Here is an 18,841-nt window from a genome sequence, read left to right as displayed (position 1 = left end):
CTGCACGATCGGCACCGGTGCGGCACTCGCCGCCGGCACAACCCCCGCAGACAAACCAACGACAGCAACAACTCCGACAATCACAGTCCGAAGCACAAGCTCCACCCTCTCCAACGCTTCCCCTGAACGGCACGGAACTGTACGCCGCAAGAGGTCCGCGGCCCGAACGGTGAAAGTTGCTCGGGTAGAAGCCTTGACTCGCCCCGCGACCGGGCGATTACGCTAGGTGAGGAACGCCGACGGAACGGGTAACGGCGGCTTCCGACGCATCCACCGTCTCCCGGGCCACACCCTTCGCCGACGCCGCGCCCGTCGCCGACGCCCACCGCGTCTCCGCGGCCGACACCCACCCCCACCGCCGTGATCCCGTCCCCGAGTCCATCGGCCACCCCGACCCGCCCCGAGCCCCCGACACCTACCCCACCCGGTCCAACGCCCTCGCTCGACTTCGCCGTCGCCCGACCGGTGGCGACGGAACCGAAGGCCGTCACAACACCGTCCAGGTTCTCCGCCGCTGGTCCCTCGCCCTGCTCCTGGTGATCCTCAGCGCCGGCGCCGCGACGGCCGCCCAGCGCCGGATGCGGAGACGCCGCTGAAAATAGTTCTCATCGCAGCGATGAGTCCGGGGATTCGCGCCGGTCTGTACTGGTGTGAAGAGTCAACAACGATGGGTTCTCGGGCTGACCTCCCTCGGATCGGTCATGGTGGCGCTGGACACCCTGGTGGTGGCCGCGGCGCTGACGACGATCCGGGCCGATCTCGGTGCTTCGGCTGAGCAGCTGGAGTGGACGGTCAACGCGTACGGACTGAGTTTTGCGATGCTTCTGATGACGGCCGCCGCGATCGGCGACCGCCTGGGCCGGCGGCGTACCTATGCGGCCGGGCTGGCCTTGTTCACCGCCGCGTCGATCGCCTGCGCGCTGGCCACCACGCTGCCGTTCCTGATCGTGGCCCGCGCGGTGCAGGGTGTGGGCGCGGCGTTCGTGATGCCGTTGGCGATGAGCCTGCTCGGGGCGGCGTTCCCGCCGGAGGTACGGGGTCGCGCGATCGGCGTGTTCAGCGGCGTGACCGGGATCGCAGTACTGGGCGGGCCGCTGATCGGCGGCGCGGTCACCGAAGGTCTCTCGTGGCAGTGGATTTTCTGGATCAACGTGCCGATCGGTGTGGTCGCGATCGCGCTGGTCCTCACCCGGATCCCGGAGAGCACCGGCCCCGCCCGGCGGCTGGATCTGGCCGGCGCGGTACTGATCAGTCTCGCCGTACTCGGTCTGGTCTGGGGCACGGTCCGCGGTGAGTCGGCCGGCTGGTCGAGTACCGAGGTACTGACCGCGTTCGCGATCGGGGTCGTGATGCTGGTCGCGTTCGGGTTGTGGGAGCGTCGGACCGATCACGCGATGGTGCCGCTCGCGTTCTTCCGCAACCGGACGTTCACGGCGGCGAACACAGCCGGATTCTTCCTGACCTCGGCGCTGTTCAGCGCGGTGTTCTTCCTTTCGCAGTACATGCAGGCCGAGCTCGGTTCGGCGCCGTTCAAGGCCGGTCTGCAACTGCTGCCGTGGACGGCGACGCTGTTCATCGTCGGGCCGATCGCGGGCCGCCTGGTCGACCGGGTGGGCGAACGCCCGCTGGTCGTGATCGGTCTGGCGCTGCAGAGCGCCGGGATGCTCTGGATCAGTCGCGGCGCGGTCCACTACTGGGAGCTGATCCTGCCGCTGGTGATCTGCGGGTGCGGGGTCTCGCTCGCGATGCCCGCGGCGCAGAGCGCGGCGATGTCGGCTCTCCCCCGCGAGGCCGTCGGGATCGCGTCCGGCGTCTACTCGATGAACCGCCAGCTCGGCGGCGCGGCCGGGGTCGCCGTACTCGGGTCGGTGTTCACCGCGGCAGGCGGCTACACCGGTGACGGATTCGCCCGGGCGCTCGCGGGCTGCGGCGTACTGTCGTTGCTCGGGGCACTGGCCGGCGTCGCGATCGCCGCACGCCGCCGTACCAGCGAGGTCGTGCCGGCGAAGGTGGCGGAAGGAGTCCGATGAACCTCGAGGAGGAGTTCGCGGAGTACCGGGGTGAGCTGGTCGCGCACTGCTACCGGATGCTCGGCTCGCTGCACGACGCGGAGGACGCCGTGCAGGAGACGTACCTGCGCGCCTGGCGTGGGCACGCGGACTTCGAGCACCGTTCGACGGTCCGGACCTGGTTGTACCGGATCGCCACCAACGTGTGTCTCAACCTCCTCCAGCACAGCAGCCGGCGGGTCGTCCCGTCCGCACTGGGTGCCCCAGGCAACGATCCGGAGGACCTGCATTCGCAGGCGCCCGAGGTGCCGTGGCTGGAGCCGTTCCCGGACCAGTTGCTCGGGGCCGACCCGGCCACCGTGGTCGGCGACCAGGCGAGCCTGCGACTGGCGATGGTGGCCGCGATGCAGCACCTCCCGCCGCGGCAACGCGCCGTACTGATCCTCCGCGAGGTGCTCACCTGGCCGGCCGCCGAGGTCGCATCGTTGCTCGACACAACGACCGCGGCGGTGAACAGTTCGCTGCAACGCGCCCGGGCCGAGCTGGCCAGGCTACGGCCGCGGGAGGAAGAGTTGAGCGAGCCGGACGAGCCGTTGCGGCGAGCGCTGCTCGACCAGTTCCAGGCCGCGATGGAGAACAAGGATCTCGTCGTACTGGAAGGGCTGTTCAGCGCCGACGCACGCTGGGAGATGCCGCCGATCCCGACCTGGTTCAGCGGGCGTTCCGACGTACTGCGACTGCTCGACTCGAAGCTCCGGCCGGGACCGGGGCGGCGCGTCCTGGTCGAGGCGTCGGCCAACGGGCAGCCCGGATTCGCGATGTACATCCGCGGCACCGACGGGCAGTTCCACGCGCACTCGATCAAGGTACTGACGCTCACGAAGGACGCTGTGTCTTCGGTACTCGCGTTCCACCAACCTGCTTTGTTCCCAGCCTTCGGGCTGCCCCTGATCCATGGGAGATCCTGATGTCTTTGGCAACTACTTTGCGGGAGCTACACGTTCCCGGTACGCCGCTGGTGGTCCCGAACGCGTGGGACGCGGCCTCGGCCCGGCTGATCGAGGCCGCCGGATTCGCCGCGGTCGCGACCAGCAGCAACGCGACGGCCGCGGTCCTCGGGTACGACGACGGCGAGCACGCGCCGGTCGACGACGTACTGGCCGGCGCGGCCCGGATCGCGCGCTCGGTGTCCGTCCCGGTCACGGTCGACTTCGAGCGCGGGTACCGGCTCAAGCCGGCCGAGCTCGTCGAACGGTTCCTCGCCACCGGCGCCGTCGGCCTCAACCTCGAGGACTCCGACCCGGCGACCGGGACGATGATCGACCCGGCCGAACAGGCCGATTTCCTGGCGGCGGTGCGGGCCGCGGCCGGCGACGCACTGGTGATCAACGCCCGCGTCGACGCGTTCATCCGCAAGGCCGGTACGGCGGAAGAACAGTTACGGACCGCACTCGATCGCGGTACGAAATACCTGGCCGCCGGCGCTGACTGTGTGTATCCGATCGGGGTCGGCGACCTCGACGTGATCCGTACGCTGACCACCCAACTCGACGGTCCGGTCAACGTCGCCTACGGGCAGGGCGCGCACTCGGTCGCCGACTACGCGGCGCGCGGCGTGGCCCGGGTCAGCTTCGGGCCGATGTTCCAGCGGCACCTGTACGGCGTGTTCGCCGCGAGCGTACTCCCCGCGCTGCAGGCAGACCGGAATCCGTTTACCGGATGAACGCCGCGCCAACCGGCGGCGAGTCCTTGTGTGGAATCGGCCGGATCGGGTAAGACGGGCTACGTAGTGGAAGGCAACCATCGAAAGAACGGGGATAGACGATGGGTCTGTTCGACGAAATGAAGGACAAGGCCGAGGAACTGGCCAAGGAGCACCCGGACCAGGTCAACGAGGGCCTCGAGAAGGCCGGTGACTTCCTGAACGAGAAGACCGGCGACAAGTTCGGGGACCAGATCGAGCAGGGTGAGAACTTCGCCCGTGAGCGGCTCGGCTCGGACGGCGACAACCAGGACAACCAGTCCTGACCTGCAACTGGCCTGCGCCTGACCAGGGTCTGACGCAGAACGCACGGCGGCCGCGGCACTCGCCGCGGCCGCTGTAGTTTCTCGGGGTTTCCTGAGCGGATTCTCAGCGCCAGATCACGGCTTCGATCTCCCGCCGCTGCTCGGAGAACAAGCCGCCGTCCGACGCCTTCGTCAGCAGCTCACGCAGCTCCGCCTCGAACGCCGGCAACTCCGCACCGAACAGGTGCGGCGTCGAGCTCGACAACGAGAACACCGCAGCCACCACGTCGTCGACCGTCCGGTCCTCCACTTCGTTGCCTCCGACAACGATCCGGGTCGGCCCGGTGTACCCGGCCGCGCGCATGACGTCCTCCTCACCGCCCCGGGTACCGACAGGCAACGCACTCCGCCCGGCGCGCCGTACCGGCCCGAGGTACCGCGTCACCAACTCGCCGATCCCGTCCCACGGCGGCCGCGGATGTGGGAGCTGCTCGTCCCCGTCGACGCCCCGATGCGTGGTGGCACCAACATGTACCCACGCTCCCCCCTCCGCGAGCATCCCGCGCACCAGGCCGGCCACCAGCGCCTGATCCATCCAGTGGAACGACTGCGCGAACGTCACCACGTCGAACGTCCCGAGCGCCCCCGGCAGCTCCTCCGCACGTAGCTGCTTCCACTTCGCATTGCGTACGCCGAGTTCCGCGGCCCGCCCCGCCGCCACATCGAGCATGTCCGCATCCGCGTCCACACCGACCACCTCGGCAAAGTACGGCGCCAGCAACAACGTCACCGGCCCTGGCCCACAGCCGACGTCCAGTAACCGCCCGCGCCCGTCCAGCCCCAGCTCGGCCTGCAGCGCCTCACCGAGTGCCTTCGGATAGGCCATCCGCCCGACCGCATAGTGCGCGGCGCTCCCGGCATACAACGTCTCGTCCCACTCCCACTCATCCACTCGCCGAGGCTAGTCCCACCAGCGGGCTGACGGTGCTGTGGTCAGGCGGCTTCGGCGAACTGGGTTGCGTAGAGGTCGGCGTACAGGCCGCCGTGGGCCAGCAGTTCCTCGTGCGTACCTCGTTCCTGGATGCGTCCCTCGTGGAGAACCAGGATCACGTCGGCGTGTCTGATTGTGGACAATCTGTGCGCGATGACGAGCGACGTACGCCCGACCAGCGCGTTCGCCAGCGCCAGCTGGACGGCCGCCTCGGATTCGGAGTCGAGGTGTGCGGTCGCCTCGTCGAGGATCACGATCGACGGCGACTTGAGCAGCAGCCGCGCGATCGCGAGTCGCTGACGCTCACCACCCGACAGCCGGTACCCGCGATCCCCGACCACGGTGTCGAGGCCGTCCGGCAGATTGTCGACAAGCGGCGCGATCTGCGCTGCCTCGAGGGCCTGGTGCAACTCCGCGTCGGTCGCGTCCGGCCGGGCGAGCAGCAGGTTCTGGCGGATGGTGTCGTGGTACATGTGCGAGTCCTGCGTGACCACACCGACTGCCGCGCGCAACGAGCTCTGCGTGACCTCGCGTACGTCGTGACCGCCGACCAGCACGGCCCCACCGGTTGCGTCGTACATCCGGGAGACGAGCGACGACAGCGTGGACTTGCCGGCGCCGGACGGCCCGACGACCGCGACCAGCTGACCGGGCTCGACGGTGAACGTGACGTCCTCGAGGACCTCCCCACCGGTCTCCGCCGACAGCGTCGCGACCGACTCGAGCGAGGCGAGCGACACCTCCTCGGCGGACGGGTAGTGGAAGGACACGTGGTCGAACTCGATCGACGGCTCGGCCGTTGCCGGAAGCACCTTCGCATCCTTGCGATCGGCAACCATCGGCTCCAGGTCCAGGACCTCGAGCACCCGCTCGAAGCTGACCAGCGTGGTCATGATGTCGACCTGGATGTTGGACAGCGCGGTCAACGGCCCGTACAGCCGGTTCAGGTATGCCGTCAGCGCGACGACCGTACCGATCCCGAGCGTGCCGGCGACCGCGAGCACGCCGCCGACGCCGTACACGAGGGCGACCGCGAGCGCCGCGACCAGCGTCAGCGAGACGCGGAAGACGCTGGCGTACATGGCCGTGGTGACCCCGATGTCGCGGACCCGGGCGGCCTTGCCGGCGAAGTCCCGCGAGGAGTCCTGGGGCCGGCCGAAGACCTTGGCGAGCACCGCACCCGCGACGTTGAACCGCTCGGTCATGGTCTGCGCCATCGTGGCGTTCAGCTTGTACGTCTCAGCCGTTGCCTCACGCAACTTCCCGGCCAGCAGCCGGGCGGGGATCACGAACAGCGGCAGAACGACGAGCGCGAGCAGCGTGATCTGCCACGACATCACGAACATCGCGCCGAGAACCAGTGCGACGCTGAGCAGGTTGCTGACGACGTTGGACAGGGTGGACGTAAAGGCCTGCTGCGCGCCGAGTACGTCGCCGTTCAGCCGCTGGATGAGCGCGCCGGTCTGCGTGCGGCTGAAGAACGCGACGGGCAACTGCTGGACGTGGTCGAACACGGCGGTGCGCAGGTCGTACACGAGACCTTCACCGATCCGCGCCGAGAACCACCGCTCGGCCAGAGTGATCACGCTGTTGGCGAGGGCGAGGGCGCCGACCACGAGGGCCAGCCAGACGACCACGTTCGCGTGGCCGGGCACGATGCCCTTGTCGATGATCGCCTTGAACAGCAGCGGGGCGACGGCACCGGTCGCCGCGTCGAACGCGACCAGTACGAGAAACGCGGCCAGGTAGCCGCGGTACGGACGGGCGAACCCGAGGATCCGGCGGAGCGTGCCCGCCGACAGTTTGTGATGCCGGACCGAGGAGTCCTTGAGCAGCGAGCGCATCGCCCGCCCACCGCCGCCTCCCCCGCCCGGCATTCCGGAAAGCTGCGACATGCAGTTCCTTTCGCCAGGGACCAGATATACTGAGGTTAACTCATTATGAGGTAACCTCACAAGATCCCTGTCTATTCCCACGCGGGCGCGACCGAAGCGCATACGCGTGGGCCATTAGGCTCTGCACATGTCCGCGCGTGATGACTCGACCGATGCCGCCGAGCAGATCGCGGCGCTGCTGGACCGGATCGTCCGCCGTCAGCGCCGGGCCTCGCGCGAAGGTTTCGGGGAGAGCGTCACCCACGGCCAGTTCCGGGTCCTGCGCACCCTCGACAACGCGGCCCAGCCGATCCGCCTGAGCGACCTGGCCGGCCGCCTCGGCATCGTCCCGCGCTCGGCCACCTCCGTCGTCGACGACCTGGAATCAGCCGGCCTGGTAGCCCGCCAGCCCGACCCGGACGACCGCCGGGCCACCCTCGTCGACCTGACCCCCGACGGCCGCCAGATCCTCACCAGCCTTCGCGAAATACGCCGCGACGTGATGGTCAGCCAACTCGCACGCCTCAGCACGACCGAGCAACAGACCCTCGCCGACCTACTCCGCCGCCTCGCCGAGGACTGAGTGTCGACCACCGGACGCGCCGCACCGGAGGCGGAGGCGTTCCTCGCCACCTAGAGTCGAAAGTGGTGACCGTCTGTCGATGGGGGGCAGCATGGGACGACGCCGGGGCTTCTTCGCGGAGATGGAGCATCAGCAGAACCTGCGGCTCAAGCAGGCCGCCCGAGAGCAGCGCGAGCGGGACCGGCTGATCGCCCAGGCCCAGCGCGAACGCGAACGTCTGGCCAGGGCCGCCGCACAAGCCGACAAGCAAGCAGCCAAGGAGGCTGCCGCGCAATACCTCCAGTTGCGCCAGGCCGAAACCGCTGCGCTCAACGACGGGCTCGCCCAGCGCATCGCAGAACTCGACGGCATTCTGATCGGGAGCCTCCGCACCTCGGCTCGCATCCCGTTCGCGACGCTGCGGAGGCAACCCGACATCCGCCGGTTCGATCCTGGCGAGGACGGCGTCCCATTGCCACCGCCACTATGGGACCAGTTCGCTCCACCGCCACCGAGCACAATGCAGCGGATGTTCAAGAAGCAGACGCTCGAGCGGACGATGGCGCAACGCCAGGCCGCGTTCGCCGACGCCCAGGCGCAGTACCAAGCAGCCGAGGCGAGCCGGCTCCAGCGGCTCCGAGCGAAGGAGCAGGCACATCGGCTGGAATCCGAGGCTGCCCGGCAGCGCGCAGACGAAGCGAACGCGAAGGTGGATGCGTTCGAGCAGGCCTATCGGCAAGGACGTCCGGACGCGGTCAACGACTACCTCGAGCTGACGTTGGAGTCCCGTCCACTGCCCGCCGGATTTCCCTCGGACGTCGAGGTCGCGTACCAACCCGAGCTCCGGCGGTTGCTGGTGGTCATGGAGCTTCCGGGAGTCGAGGCGATCCCGGCGGAGACCGAGTTCAGGTATGTACGGGTGAAGGACGAGATCACGCCGAAGGCGCGTCCCCCGCGCGAGATCAATCAGCGGTACAGCAACCTCGTTGCTCAGCTCGTCCTGCGTACGATGCACGACGTGTTCGAGGTGATCGGCGAACAGCTCGTGGCGGAGGTCGCCGTCAACGCGCACGTTGCCACCCGCAACAAAGCCACCGGCAAACCCGAGAAGCCGTGTCTCGTCAGCCTGATCACGACGCGCGAGCAGTTCAGCGATCTCGTCCTGACCGACCTCGATCCGGGCGAGTGCCTCCGCCACCTCAACGCGCTGGTGTCGAAGCACCCGTGGGACCTCGAGGCCGTACGCCCCGTCTTCGACCCGGATCTGTCGCGGTACAAGTTCGTCGACGCTCATGACGCGGCGGCCGGCCTCGACAGCCGGCCGGTCCTGCTGGAGATGGACCCGACGGAGTTCGAGCACCTCGTACGCCAGCTCTTCGAGGCGATCGGCCTGAAATCATGGGTCACCCAGGCCTCGCGCGACGACGGCGTCGACGGGGTGGCCGTGAACGAGGACCCGATCATGGGCGGCGTCTGCGTCATCCAGGCGAAGCGATACCGCGGCGTGGTGTCGACCGAGGCCGTACGCGCGCTCGCGGGCGTCATGGGACAGCTGAAGGCGAGCCGCGGTGTCCTCGTCACGACATCCTGGTTCGGCAAACAGTCTCACGACTTCGCAGCCGAGCACGGCCGGATCCAGCTGATCGAAGGCAATCACCTGAAGCACATGCTGCAGGAACATCTCGGACTCGACGTCGTCATCGGCGAGCTCAAGAGCCCACCGAAACGCTTGTAGCCGGGCGGAGGTAGGCCTGCTGGGGAGGATCTTTCGCTAAGATCCTCCCCAGGCCGGGTCAGGCCTTCTTGAGGTGGGCGACGACGCCCTCGAGGTCCTCCGCGAGGCGGTCTTCGCGGATCATGTGGCCGCCTGCGTCTTCGTAGGCGGTGAAGGGGATGCCGGCCTTGTCCAGGGCGGCCTTGAACTCGCGTTGGCCGGCCAGGACCTGGGTTTCGTTGGCGTAGTCGAACGGGTCGGGGCTCGGGCTGGTGCCGGCGACCAGGAAGATGCGCTTGCCGCGGTAGCGCTCGAGGTTCTCCATCGGGTTGTCGGCCGAGACGCGCTTCTCGTCCCAGGCGGGGGCGCCGTACACGGTGCCGCCGGCGAGCTCGACGGCCGCGGACGACACGTTCGCCCAGTGCACGACCAGGCCGGCGTCGCGGCGCATGCTCGGCGGGCCGGAGTGGGCGCTGATCGAGCTGAAGGTGCCGTAGTACTTTGCCGTGTACTTGAGCGCCCCGAAGCCGCCCATCGAGAAGCCGGCCACCGCGCGGCCCGCGAACTCGGCGTACGTACGGAAGTTCGCGTCGACCCACGGGACCAGCTGGTTCAGGTGGAAGTTCTCCCAGTTGTGCGGGCCGGCGTTGCTGCTGACGGGGTTCGAGTACCAGCCGGCCTTGCCGCCGTCCGGCATCACCACGATCAACGGCTTGTCCGCGGTCAGTTCGCGGATGTGGTGGTGGTCGAACTCCATGAAGTCGCCGTTGCCGCCGTGCAGCAGGTACAGCACCGGGTACGTGCGTCCGCTGGTGTGGTAGTCGCTCGGCAGCAGGACGTTCACGCCCGGCGCCCAGCTGATCTCGGCGGTCTGGAAGCGGTAGTACCACATCCGCGGATCGCTCTCGTTCCGGTCGGTGATGTGCAGGCCGAATCCGTCGCCGGCGGCGCTCGCGGCGAGGGAGGTGGCCAGAATGGTGCCGGCGCCGAGGCCGGCGGCGATGGTCAGCCCGCCGGCAGCCTTGAGCATCGTGCGCCGGGTGGGGCGAGGTGCGCTCACCATGATCTCCTGAGGAGTAAGGAATAGAACTAATCACCGTCGGTGACGGCGTCGATCTAAGTTAGTAACATAACTTTGGGGTCAGGCCCCGACAGAGGAGCGTTGTGACAGCGAATCCGCCGCGCCGGAAGACCGGTGGCCGGCAGGCACAGATCACCGTCGCGGACATCGAACGCGAGGGCCTGCGGCTCGGGCTGCCGAACCTGACCGTGAACGGCGTCGCGACCGCGCTCGGAGTCAGCCCGACCGCGCTGTACCGGCACGTCGACGGCAAGCTCGGCCTCGAGGAGCTGGTCGGTGAGGCGGTCCTGCGAGATCTGCGGATTGTCGACAATCCGAAGGACGGCGTCCAGGCACACCTGCTGTCGTTCGCCCAGCAGATCCGCGACTTCGTCCTCGGCCGTCCGGGGCTGGCCGGGTACATGCAGAGCCTGTTCCCGCGCGGCGCGGCCGGCATCCGGCTCCAGCGGGAGGCGGTCGAGGCGCTCGGGCGCCGCGGGTACGGACCGGGAGCCGCGATGATGCTGTCCGGTAGCGTCGCCGCGCTCACGATCAACCTGAGCGCCGCCGAGGAACGCTACCGTCCGTACTTGGAGGGCTCACACCGCCGCGAGCTCGAGAAGGTGTACGCACTGCTCTCCGCCGACGACGTCCTCGCCGGCGCCCAGGCCGAGCTCCCCGCGATCAGCGGCGAGGCCTACTTCCGGATGGTGATGACCGCCTGCATCCGCGGCCTGGTCGGCGCGGCCGCGCCCGGCCGTCCGGTCGCCGACATCCTCAACGAGCTCGGTTTCGAGGCGCCGCCGCGCTGAGGTGGGCGAGTACGGCGAGGACGCGGCGGTGGCCGTCCTCACTTTCGGGCAGGTCCAGCTTGGTGAAGAGGTGGCGGACGTGCGCCTCGACCGTACGTTCGCTGAGGTAGAGGCGCTTGGCGATGCCGCTGTTGGTCAGGCCTTCCGCCATCAGGCCGAGGACGTCGCGTTCGCGCTCGGTCAGCGTTTCCAGCGGGTCGCGGTGCGCCATCAGCCCGGCGACCACCTGCGGATCCAGCGCCGACCCGCCGCGGGCGACCCGCTCGGCGGCGGCGAGGAACTCGGACACGTCGAGCACGCGATCCTTCAGCAGGTAGCCGAATCCGCCGAGCGACACGAGCTCCACCACGTACTGCGTCTCGATGTGCTGCGAGAGCAGGAGTACGCCGAGCTCCGGGTGCGCGCGCTTCAGCGCCTGCGCCGCCCGCGCGCCCTCGTCGGTGTGCGTCGGCGGCATCCGGATGTCCGCGACGACGAGATCGGGTTCGTACGTCGTGACCGCGTCGAGCAGGCCGTCCGCGTCGCCGAGGGCCGCGACCACCTCGTGCCCGCCGTCGACGAACAGCATCCGGAGACCCTCGCGCAGCAGTACCTGGTCTTCGGCGATCACGATCCGCATGGCAGCTCCGCGACGAGGGTCGTACCGGCACCAGGCCGGCTGTCGACGTGGAACGTACCGCCCAGCGCCGCGACGCGGTCGGCCAGCCCGGTGAGGCCGGTGCCGCTGCGGGGTGCGGCGCCGCCGACGCCGTCGTCGACGACGCGAACGACGAGGTGCTCGCGGTCGTGGTCGACGATCAGGTCGACCCGGGTCGCGGCCGCGTGCTTGACCGCGTTGGTGAGGCCTTCGCAGCAGATGAAGTACGCCGCCGCTTCGACGCCGGTGTCGAACCGCCGCTCGGGCATCCGCACCGAGACCGGCACCGGGGCCCGCCGCGCCAACTCCTGACACGCCGGCCCCAACCCGGCATCGAGTTGGCTGGGCGGTAGCCCGCGAGCCAACTCCCGCAACTCCCCGATCGCCACCGTCGCCTCGGCCACAGCTCCCTCCAGGGTTGCTCGTACTGGCGAATCACCCAACTGGTGTTGTGCATGGCGGAGCGCCAGGCCGATCGAGACCAGGCGTTGCTGGGCACCGTCGTGGAGGTCTCGTTCTATCCGGCGGCGTTCGGCATGGGTGGCGGCGACGATGCGGGCCCGGGAAGCTGTCACCTCGACGAGCTGTACGTTCAGCTCCGCGCGCAGCCGGGCGATCTCGACGGCGAGGCCGCCGTGTTCGACGACCCGTCGTACGAGCTCGGGTCCCAGCGGGCTCGTCCCGTCGCACAGCACCACGCCGACGGGCTGATCCCCGCGTTCGATCGCGATCCGCTGCCGCCCGTCGGCGTCGCCGTCGGCATGAGCCGCGCCGGCCAGATCGACGTACCGGCGGCTCTCCGGGAGGAACACGAGCAGCTCCAGCCCGGGATCGCCGAGGATCTCGCCGAGCACCGTCTGCACGTCCTCCGGCGGTCGCCGACCAGCGCGTACGTCGTCGAGGAACGCCGTCATCCGGTGCAGGGCGTCGTACCGCGACCTGTTGAACCGCCGATCGACCACGTCCTGGATCCGCGTCCGCAGCGGCCGGAAGAGTACTGCACAGACCAGCGTCGCGACGGCGACCGTCCACGCCGACCCGTGCCCGAGGAAGGTGCCCAGGGCAACGGTTACGACGGCGTACGAGGCGACGAGCAGCACCGTCAGGCCCGCGTAAGCAACGGTCCGGCTGATGAAGAAGTCGATGTCGTACAGGCGATAGCGCAGGATCGACGCGCTCGCGGCCAGCGGCAGACCGGTCAGCGCGACCGCCGCGATCACGGTGGCGGCTGGGCTCACGTACCAGAGCGCGAAACTCGTCGGCAGTGCGACGCCCGCGACCACCGCGGCAAACACGAACCACTTCAGTTGCTGGCGTTCCAGGCCCTGCGAGCGCCGGAACCGGACCGCGAGCGACGCCACCGCGGCGAGCAGCGAACCGAGGAACAACGGCATCCCGATCCCGAGCAGCAGCCCGGTCGGCAGGCCCCCGACCGCGATCGGGTTGCGCCCCGAGATGAAGTCGCGGCCGCGCTCCGGACTCAGCGACCACGCCGTCATGCTGATCAGCAGCCCGGCCGCACCGACCCACGGCACGACCCGCCACCGTCGGCCCGGGAGCCGCCCGGTCGGGAAGAGCAGGAACGTCAACGTCCACCCGTACCCGCTGGGCAGCCAGCTGACCGCGGAGATCGCCTCGGCGACGGGGCCGCCCGGCCACCCCTCCGCGGCCGCGCGGAGACCCCATCCGTGGGCGAGGTCGGCGGCGACCGTGTTCAGCAGGCCGAACCCGAGGAACAGCCAGCCGATCGAGTTCTCCGGCCGCCGCCAGGCGATCACCGCGCCGGCACCGACGGCCGCCAGGTTGAACAGGACGTACAGCAACGTGCTGTAGCCCGGATCCAGCCGCCACGACAGGACGATCGCGGCGATCTCCGCGACCAGTGCCATCCCGAACATCCCGGCCACCGCCGGCCGTCGCCCTCCCACGGCACCATCGTGGCAGCGCCGGGCCGTCCCGCCAACAGTGCTGGCACCTACACCCAACGGCGTACTGCTGCCGATGCGCGCGGCAACCACCGGAACCTAGCGTCGAACCACAATCTTCGAGAGGTGGGGAACCATGAACCGCAACCTGTCCGTCATCGGCCTGATCGGCGCCGCCGTGACCACCCTGACCGGCATCGGCGTCGAGGCCGTCGTCAAGCCCGCGTCCACGGTCTCCGACAAACTGTGGAGCTACCCGTGGAGCGCGGACGCGTTCGTCCCGGTGTCCATCGCGTACGCCGTACTCCATCTGCTGGTGTTCTGCGGCATGCTCGCGCTGCTCCGCGTGCTGACGACCCGTGCCGGTCGGGTCGGTGCCGCGATCGCCGGCGGTGGGACCTTGGTACTGCTGCTGGCCGAGCTGGCGTCGATTCCGATCGCGGACCAGCGGTTGAGCGACACCGGGGCGCAGGTGATCGGCGCATTCTTCGGGCTCGGCGTCGCGCTGACCGCGGTCGGACTGCTCGTCGCCGCGGTCCCCGTACTGCGGTCGTGGTCCGGGTGGCAGCGGTACACCGCGCTGGGCGCGGGCGTGTGGGCCGTGGTGATGATCGGCCTCAGCACGACCAGCGCACTCCCCCTCGGCGTCGCCATCTACGGCATCACCTTGTGCGCGGTCTTCGCTGCCGTCCTCACCCGCGATCGCCAGTCCGCTCCCGACGCACGCCTCCACGCCCGGCTCGAGAGCTGACCATGCGAAACCACACGCAGGCGCAGGACGTGCCGCAGCCGCGGGACGTCCTGCGGCCGGCGCGGGGTGTGGGGCGGTTGCTGGTCTTGGGCGGGGTTTGTGGGCTTGCCTGGGCTTGTGCGTTGCGGGGGTTCATGGCGCAGGTTGCCGGTGACGAGTCCGCCGTGAGCTGGTCCGGGACCTTCGGGTGGATTCTGCTGCCGGGTACGGCGGTGGGCGTGCTGCTCGGGTGGAGTGAGTGGTTGCGGCGGACCGGCAGACGGCGGCGCAACTGGCTGGCGTGCTCGCCGCTGCTGCTCGCCGCCGTTCTCCTTCCAGGGTTGGCGGATCCGGCCCACTTCCTTGCCGACGGCATCGGTGGCGGAGCGCTGGCAGTGCCTGTGTTCGGGATGGCTGGTGGATATGCGATCGCCGGCGCCAGTCGGTGGAAGCGGGCTGTTTGTACGGCCGTCGCGCTGGTACCGATCCCGGGTTGGCTGATCGCAACGCTCACCCAGGACACGACCATCGGGCCGCGCGAGGTGTGGGTGGCCGTCTACTTCTGGTCGTTGCTCGCCGTCCTGTACTTCGCGGCGGCGATCCCGTTCCGCCGGGACTAGTGGCCGGTAGCAAGCACTCTGGCGCTTGCCAGCTCGAACAGGAGTGTGTTGATCGGTGTCGGGACGCGGGACTCGCGGCCGAGGCGGACGACCGCTCCGGTCCAAGCGTCCAGCTCCGACGGGCGGCCGGCGATCAGATCGCGTTGGAGGGACGTGGTGCCGTCCGGCGGGAGCTGGTCGATCCAGTCGAGGGTGCGGTCGACGACGTCCGCGGGGAGCTGGACGCCGCGGGCCATCGCGAGGTCGCGGATCTCAGCGGTGGCCTCGGTGAGCAGTTGGCGCGTGGCCGGCTGCTTGCGGAGTACGCCGTACCCGGCGCCGGTCGCCGTACCCAGACCGCCCGTCGGCACCACCGACAAGAACTTCGTCCACAACGCCGCCCAGATGTCGTCCGGGACGGACGCCTGCAGACCGGCGCCGGCGAACGCGTCCCGCAACCGCTCTACTCGTGGCGTCGTCCCGTTGCGCCACTCGCCGAAGTTCAGCTTCCCGTTGCCGAGATGCCGGATCACCCCGGGGCTCTCGACGTACGCGATCACCTCGGCGGCCCCGGCCAGGACGGCGTCCTGCCCGTAGACCTGGGCCACCTGGTCCGGTGCCTCGACCCCGTTCTGCACGGTGACGATCGCGGTCTCCGGGCCGACGAGCGGGCCGATCGACTCGATCACCTCAGGCAGCTGCCAGGTCTTCACGCAGACCAGCACGTAGTCGACCACGCCGATCTGCCCCGGATCATCCGTTGCCTGCACCGGTAGTCGCAGGTCTCCCTCCGGGCTGTGCACGACGAGCCCTGCGGCGCCGACCGCCTCGAGGTGCTTGCCCCGGGCCACGAATGCGACGTCCTCCCCGGCCGCCGCCAGCCGCGCTCCGAAGTACCCACCCACACCGCCCGCGCCGACGATCCCGATCTTCACGCCCGACTCCTTCGTTACCGGTTTAACTGGTAACACCGATGGTAGACTATCCGGTATGCAGACGGAGTTCACCTGGGTCGGCGGCCGCCCGTCGGTCGACTTCACGGCGACCCTCGGCAAGCGGGAGCAGGCGCCGTTCGAGCGGATCCCGGAGGTGCGCGATCTCGGCCGGTGGTTCACCGAGTCCGGTCTGACCCGGCAGGCGCCGCCGGTCACGCCGGCCGTTCGCGGGATGGCGATCGAGCTGCGCGAGGCGCTGTACAGATTGTTCTCGGGTACGGCGGATGCCGCGGACGTCGGAGTGGTCAACCGGTGGAGCAGCCGCCGCCTGGCCGGTCCGCGGCTGACGCCGGAGCTCGCCCTGGAGGACGCCTCACCCGTGGCGAGCGATCTGCTCAGCACCTTGGCGCGGGACGCGATCGACCTGCTGACCGGGCCGTACGCCGAGCGCATCCGGGCCTGCGCCGCGGACGACTGCTCGCTGCTGTTCGTCGACACGAGCCGACCGGGGCAGCGGCGGTGGTGCTCGATGAACACCTGCGGCGCCCGGGCCAAGATGGCGGCGTACCGCGCGGCCGATTGAGCTTTTCGCGCAATCCAGCGGCCGTGTGTGGATTGTCGACTGTTTGATTGTCGACATGCGTACACCGACGACGACCCCGGCGCAGGCGGCCGGGATGATCCGCCGCGACCAGGAACTGCTGCTCAGCCGGGTCGAGGGCAAGACCGAACACGAACTCCGCACCCCGTACGACGTGAACGACGGACCACTCGGGCACTTCTGCGACTCATTGCACGACCTGGTCGCGCATGTGCTGATGTGGGACGAGATCACGCTGGCCGTCCTGCGTGACGCCCGCGCCGGCCGCCGGCACTGGAGTCTCGACCCACGCTGGGAAACCGCCGCCATCGGCAGCGCCCTCAACCACGGCGGGGTCGAAGCGGGCCGCCGCATCCCGTCGGAGCTGATCCTGCACCGCTTCCACAACGTCGGCGACGCACTGGTCGCCGAAATCCTCCAGTACGACGACAGCCGCTGGACGGACCCGGCAACCGGAGGTAGCTTCGACGGCGGCATCGGCGCGTTGGCCGAGTACGTGTCGACGACACCGGACGGGTTCTTGTTCGCGCACGCGGCTCGGCATCTGCAGCCGGTGGTGACCGCATGATTGTCGACAATCCTCAGTTCGGCCCGGAGACCGAGGCGCTGCTCAAGCACCTCGCCGACCTCCCGGGCAATCCGGACCTCGACCCGTACCAGGCGCTCCTGCTCGACCGAGAAGACCTACCGGACCCGGCGATCGCCGGTGAACGAGACCCACGGGTCGCCACCGAAGACATCTCCATCCACCTTCCTGGGCGTACGTTGCAGGCCCGGATCTACCGGCACTCGACCCGTCCCCGGCCGGTCCTGCTCTGGCTGCACGGCGGCGGGTTCGTCGGCGGCGACCTCCGCGACATCGAGTACGCGACCTCACGGATAGCTGCCGACGGCAACGTCACCGTTGTCTCACTCAACTACCGGCTGGCACCCGAAAACCCTTGCCCAGCAGGACTCCAGGACGTCTACGACACGCTGAGCTGGATCCGCGACCACCTGGGCGGAGACGGCAGGATCGCGATCGGCGGACAGAGCGCGGGCGGCGCGCTGGCCGCCGGCGCCTGCCTGCTCGCCCGCGACCACGGCGTACCGCTGCCCGACCGCCAGATCCTCTGCTACCCCGTCCTCGACCTGCACCCGAGCGCCGACTGGCACGAGTGGTACTCCGGCACCCGCGACATCCCGGCAGGCGCCGTACCACTGCACGCCTCGTCCCTGACGGGTCTTCCACCGACGCTGATGCTCGCGGCTCAACGCGACTGGCTGCGCGACGACGCAGTGGCGTATGCAGCCCGCCTCGAACAGGACGGCGTACCGGTGGAGCTGGTCGAGTACGCCGACACGATGCACGCGTTCCTCAACTTCCCCGCAGCACTGTCAGCCGGCCGCCATGCGATCGAGCTGATCGCGGCAGACCTGCAGACCGCCTTCAGTGGACACCGCTCGTGAGCGCCGGAACCCGGCGGCGCTCGACTAGTGGTCTGCTCGGTGGATGAAGAAGCGGGCAGGGTCGCCGGCGGCGCGGGGGTTCGAGGCGAGCCAGGTGGCGAACGAGTCGGGGTGGCGGCGTTCCAGTTCGTCCAGGTAGGCACGGCGTACGTCGACCATCGCCTGGCGGCGGTCGGCGCCCGCGGTGCGCTGGAGCTGGGTGAAGCTGCGGCGCCAGGCGAGGCACAGTTCCTCGTCGGTCAGCTCACACACACTGCGGACGACCGCGGTCAGGTACTTCGGCAGCGGCAGGTCCTGCAGCAATATGGGGGCCTTGGGCAACTTCTTGGCCGTACGGCGGGCCGGGTGCAGCGACGGTCTGCGGAGCGGGTGTGCCGGCCGTACCGGCCTTACCGGCCGGGGCGGGCGGCCCGAGCGCAGCCAGTCGACCACGGGTGGCGAGACGCCGAGGACCAGGAGAACCAGTGCGATGGTTCGCACGCCGACGGCGGCGGCATACCCGCAGACCGCGAGGACGCAGAGCCCGCCGAGCACCGCGCCGCGCGGTACGACGCGGACCAGGTCCGCATTCGGCAGGTCGCGGCCCAGACCGATACTCAGACAGACGGCGCCCATCGTGAGGGCGGCGACCAGGAACGCGGCCAGGTTCGTCGCGGGCGACACGAAGACCAACGCCGTCAGCACCCCGATGAAAGCGAGCAGACCCACGCCCGCCCGCCAGATCCGCTCGTACCGCGGCCCGACGTTCACCATGCTCACCAAGTGCCCCATCACCCGGTCCTCCAACCGGAGCCGTACGTGCTCCTACCTCAGTGTTACTCCTTTTAGCGCATCTATGAACGCTCTTGTGGCCGGCGGGTCTGGCGGATCTCCGTAAACGGCCAAGTGGATGTGGCGGACGATGGGGAGTTCGGTGGAGCGGACGCCGGGAGTGCG

At 69.4% G+C, this 18,841-nt stretch carries 19 protein-coding genes; 12 read left to right on the top strand and 7 right to left on the bottom strand.

The features are described 5' to 3' along the window. Positions 1–701: 701 nt before the first annotated feature. The 4 genes from ACZ5BU_RS28940 to ACZ5BU_RS28925 all read left to right on the top strand — a co-directional run bounded on the left by ACZ5BU_RS28940 (position 702) and on the right by ACZ5BU_RS28925 (position 4,037). Complete coding sequence (locus tag ACZ5BU_RS28940) at positions 702–2,030, top strand: DHA2 family efflux MFS transporter permease subunit (protein WP_465703597.1); 1,329 nt, start codon at positions 702–704, stop codon at positions 2,028–2,030. Next, positions 2,027–2,977, top strand: coding sequence for a sigma-70 family RNA polymerase sigma factor (locus ACZ5BU_RS28935; RefSeq protein WP_465703596.1), 951 nt, complete (start codon positions 2,027–2,029; stop codon positions 2,975–2,977). The genes ACZ5BU_RS28940 and ACZ5BU_RS28935 overlap by 4 nt, the downstream gene beginning before the upstream one ends. Next, positions 2,977–3,732 (top strand): isocitrate lyase/PEP mutase family protein, encoded by a 756-nt coding sequence (locus ACZ5BU_RS28930; RefSeq protein WP_465703595.1) that lies wholly within the window; start codon positions 2,977–2,979, stop codon positions 3,730–3,732. The genes ACZ5BU_RS28935 and ACZ5BU_RS28930 overlap by 1 nt, the downstream gene beginning before the upstream one ends. 101 nt (positions 3,733–3,833) lie before the next feature. After that, complete coding sequence (locus tag ACZ5BU_RS28925) at positions 3,834–4,037, top strand: antitoxin (RefSeq protein ID WP_465703594.1); 204 nt, start codon at positions 3,834–3,836, stop codon at positions 4,035–4,037. A 103-nt stretch (positions 4,038–4,140) separates the two neighbouring features. On the opposite strand, the gene ACZ5BU_RS28920 is transcribed toward ACZ5BU_RS28925, so the two are convergent. After that, positions 4,141–4,968 (bottom strand): class I SAM-dependent methyltransferase, encoded by an 828-nt coding sequence (locus ACZ5BU_RS28920; protein WP_465703593.1) that lies wholly within the window; start codon positions 4,966–4,968, stop codon positions 4,141–4,143. 41 nt (positions 4,969–5,009) lie between these two features. Then, positions 5,010–6,902, bottom strand: coding sequence for an ABC transporter ATP-binding protein (locus ACZ5BU_RS28915; protein WP_465703592.1), 1,893 nt, complete (start codon positions 6,900–6,902; stop codon positions 5,010–5,012). A gap of 127 nt (positions 6,903–7,029) precedes the next feature. Here ACZ5BU_RS28915 and ACZ5BU_RS28910 point away from each other — a divergent pair, with 127 nt between their 5' ends. Beyond that, positions 7,030–7,464, top strand: a complete 435-nt coding sequence (locus ACZ5BU_RS28910; RefSeq protein ID WP_465703591.1) for a MarR family winged helix-turn-helix transcriptional regulator — start codon at positions 7,030–7,032, stop codon at positions 7,462–7,464. A gap of 91 nt (positions 7,465–7,555) precedes the next feature. After that, a complete protein-coding gene (locus ACZ5BU_RS28905; protein ID WP_465703590.1) occupies positions 7,556–9,178 on the top strand; it encodes a restriction endonuclease in 1,623 nt (540 codons plus the stop codon). 58 nt (positions 9,179–9,236) lie between these two features. Here ACZ5BU_RS28905 and ACZ5BU_RS28900 read toward each other — a convergent pair whose 3' ends face one another. After that, positions 9,237–10,220 (bottom strand): alpha/beta hydrolase, encoded by a 984-nt coding sequence (locus ACZ5BU_RS28900; RefSeq protein ID WP_465703589.1) that lies wholly within the window; start codon positions 10,218–10,220, stop codon positions 9,237–9,239. A gap of 101 nt (positions 10,221–10,321) precedes the next feature. Between ACZ5BU_RS28900 and ACZ5BU_RS28895 the strand changes: the two genes are divergently transcribed. Next, positions 10,322–11,029: a hypothetical protein gene (locus tag ACZ5BU_RS28895; RefSeq protein WP_465703588.1), complete on the top strand. Its 708-nt coding sequence runs from the start codon at positions 10,322–10,324 to the stop codon at positions 11,027–11,029. Here the strand turns inward: ACZ5BU_RS28895 and ACZ5BU_RS28890 are convergent. Both ACZ5BU_RS28890 and ACZ5BU_RS28885 read right to left on the bottom strand, forming a co-directional pair. Then, positions 10,995–11,648, bottom strand: a complete 654-nt coding sequence (locus ACZ5BU_RS28890; protein ID WP_465703587.1) for a response regulator — start codon at positions 11,646–11,648, stop codon at positions 10,995–10,997. The two genes, ACZ5BU_RS28895 and ACZ5BU_RS28890, sit on opposite strands and share 35 nt — an antisense overlap. Continuing rightward, a complete protein-coding gene (locus ACZ5BU_RS28885) occupies positions 11,636–13,594 on the bottom strand; it encodes a sensor histidine kinase (RefSeq protein WP_465703586.1) in 1,959 nt (652 codons plus the stop codon). Before ACZ5BU_RS28885 ends, ACZ5BU_RS28890 begins: the two co-directional genes overlap by 13 nt. A gap of 133 nt (positions 13,595–13,727) precedes the next feature. Here ACZ5BU_RS28885 and ACZ5BU_RS28880 point away from each other — a divergent pair, with 133 nt between their 5' ends. Further along, positions 13,728–14,342, top strand: coding sequence for a hypothetical protein (locus ACZ5BU_RS28880; protein ID WP_465703585.1), 615 nt, complete (start codon positions 13,728–13,730; stop codon positions 14,340–14,342). 2 nt (positions 14,343–14,344) lie between these two features. Further along, the gene (locus tag ACZ5BU_RS28875) at positions 14,345–14,941 is read left to right on the top strand and encodes a hypothetical protein (protein WP_465703584.1); all 597 of its coding nucleotides are present in this window, start codon (positions 14,345–14,347) and stop codon (positions 14,939–14,941) included. On the opposite strand, the gene ACZ5BU_RS28870 is transcribed toward ACZ5BU_RS28875, so the two are convergent. After that, the gene (locus tag ACZ5BU_RS28870) at positions 14,938–15,855 is read right to left on the bottom strand and encodes a 2-dehydropantoate 2-reductase (protein ID WP_465703583.1); all 918 of its coding nucleotides are present in this window, start codon (positions 15,853–15,855) and stop codon (positions 14,938–14,940) included. The two genes, ACZ5BU_RS28875 and ACZ5BU_RS28870, sit on opposite strands and share 4 nt — an antisense overlap. Positions 15,856–15,910: 55 nt before the next feature. On the opposite strand from ACZ5BU_RS28870, the gene ACZ5BU_RS28865 reads away from it, so the two are divergent. From ACZ5BU_RS28865 to ACZ5BU_RS28855, 3 genes are read left to right on the top strand one after another with little or no spacing between them, the layout of a single operon-like run. Next, on the top strand, positions 15,911–16,438 hold the full coding sequence (locus tag ACZ5BU_RS28865; RefSeq protein ID WP_465703582.1) for a CGNR zinc finger domain-containing protein: 528 nt from the start codon (positions 15,911–15,913) through the stop codon (positions 16,436–16,438). 55 nt (positions 16,439–16,493) lie between these two features. Beyond that, a complete protein-coding gene (locus ACZ5BU_RS28860; protein ID WP_465703581.1) occupies positions 16,494–17,024 on the top strand; it encodes a hypothetical protein in 531 nt (176 codons plus the stop codon). Further along, positions 17,021–17,905 carry an alpha/beta hydrolase gene (locus ACZ5BU_RS28855; RefSeq protein ID WP_465703580.1) on the top strand — a complete coding sequence of 295 codons (885 nt, stop codon included), beginning with the start codon at positions 17,021–17,023 and terminating at the stop codon, positions 17,903–17,905. The genes ACZ5BU_RS28860 and ACZ5BU_RS28855 overlap by 4 nt, the downstream gene beginning before the upstream one ends. A gap of 24 nt (positions 17,906–17,929) precedes the next feature. Here the strand turns inward: ACZ5BU_RS28855 and ACZ5BU_RS28850 are convergent, their stop codons facing one another. Next, entirely contained in the window at positions 17,930–18,676 is a 747-nt protein-coding gene (locus ACZ5BU_RS28850) for a hypothetical protein (protein ID WP_465703579.1), read from the bottom strand. Positions 18,677–18,841 lie beyond the last annotated feature (165 nt).

The organism is Kribbella sp. NPDC031520, assembly GCF_055580825.1.
This window is presented reverse-complemented; position numbering and strand designations above follow the sequence as displayed.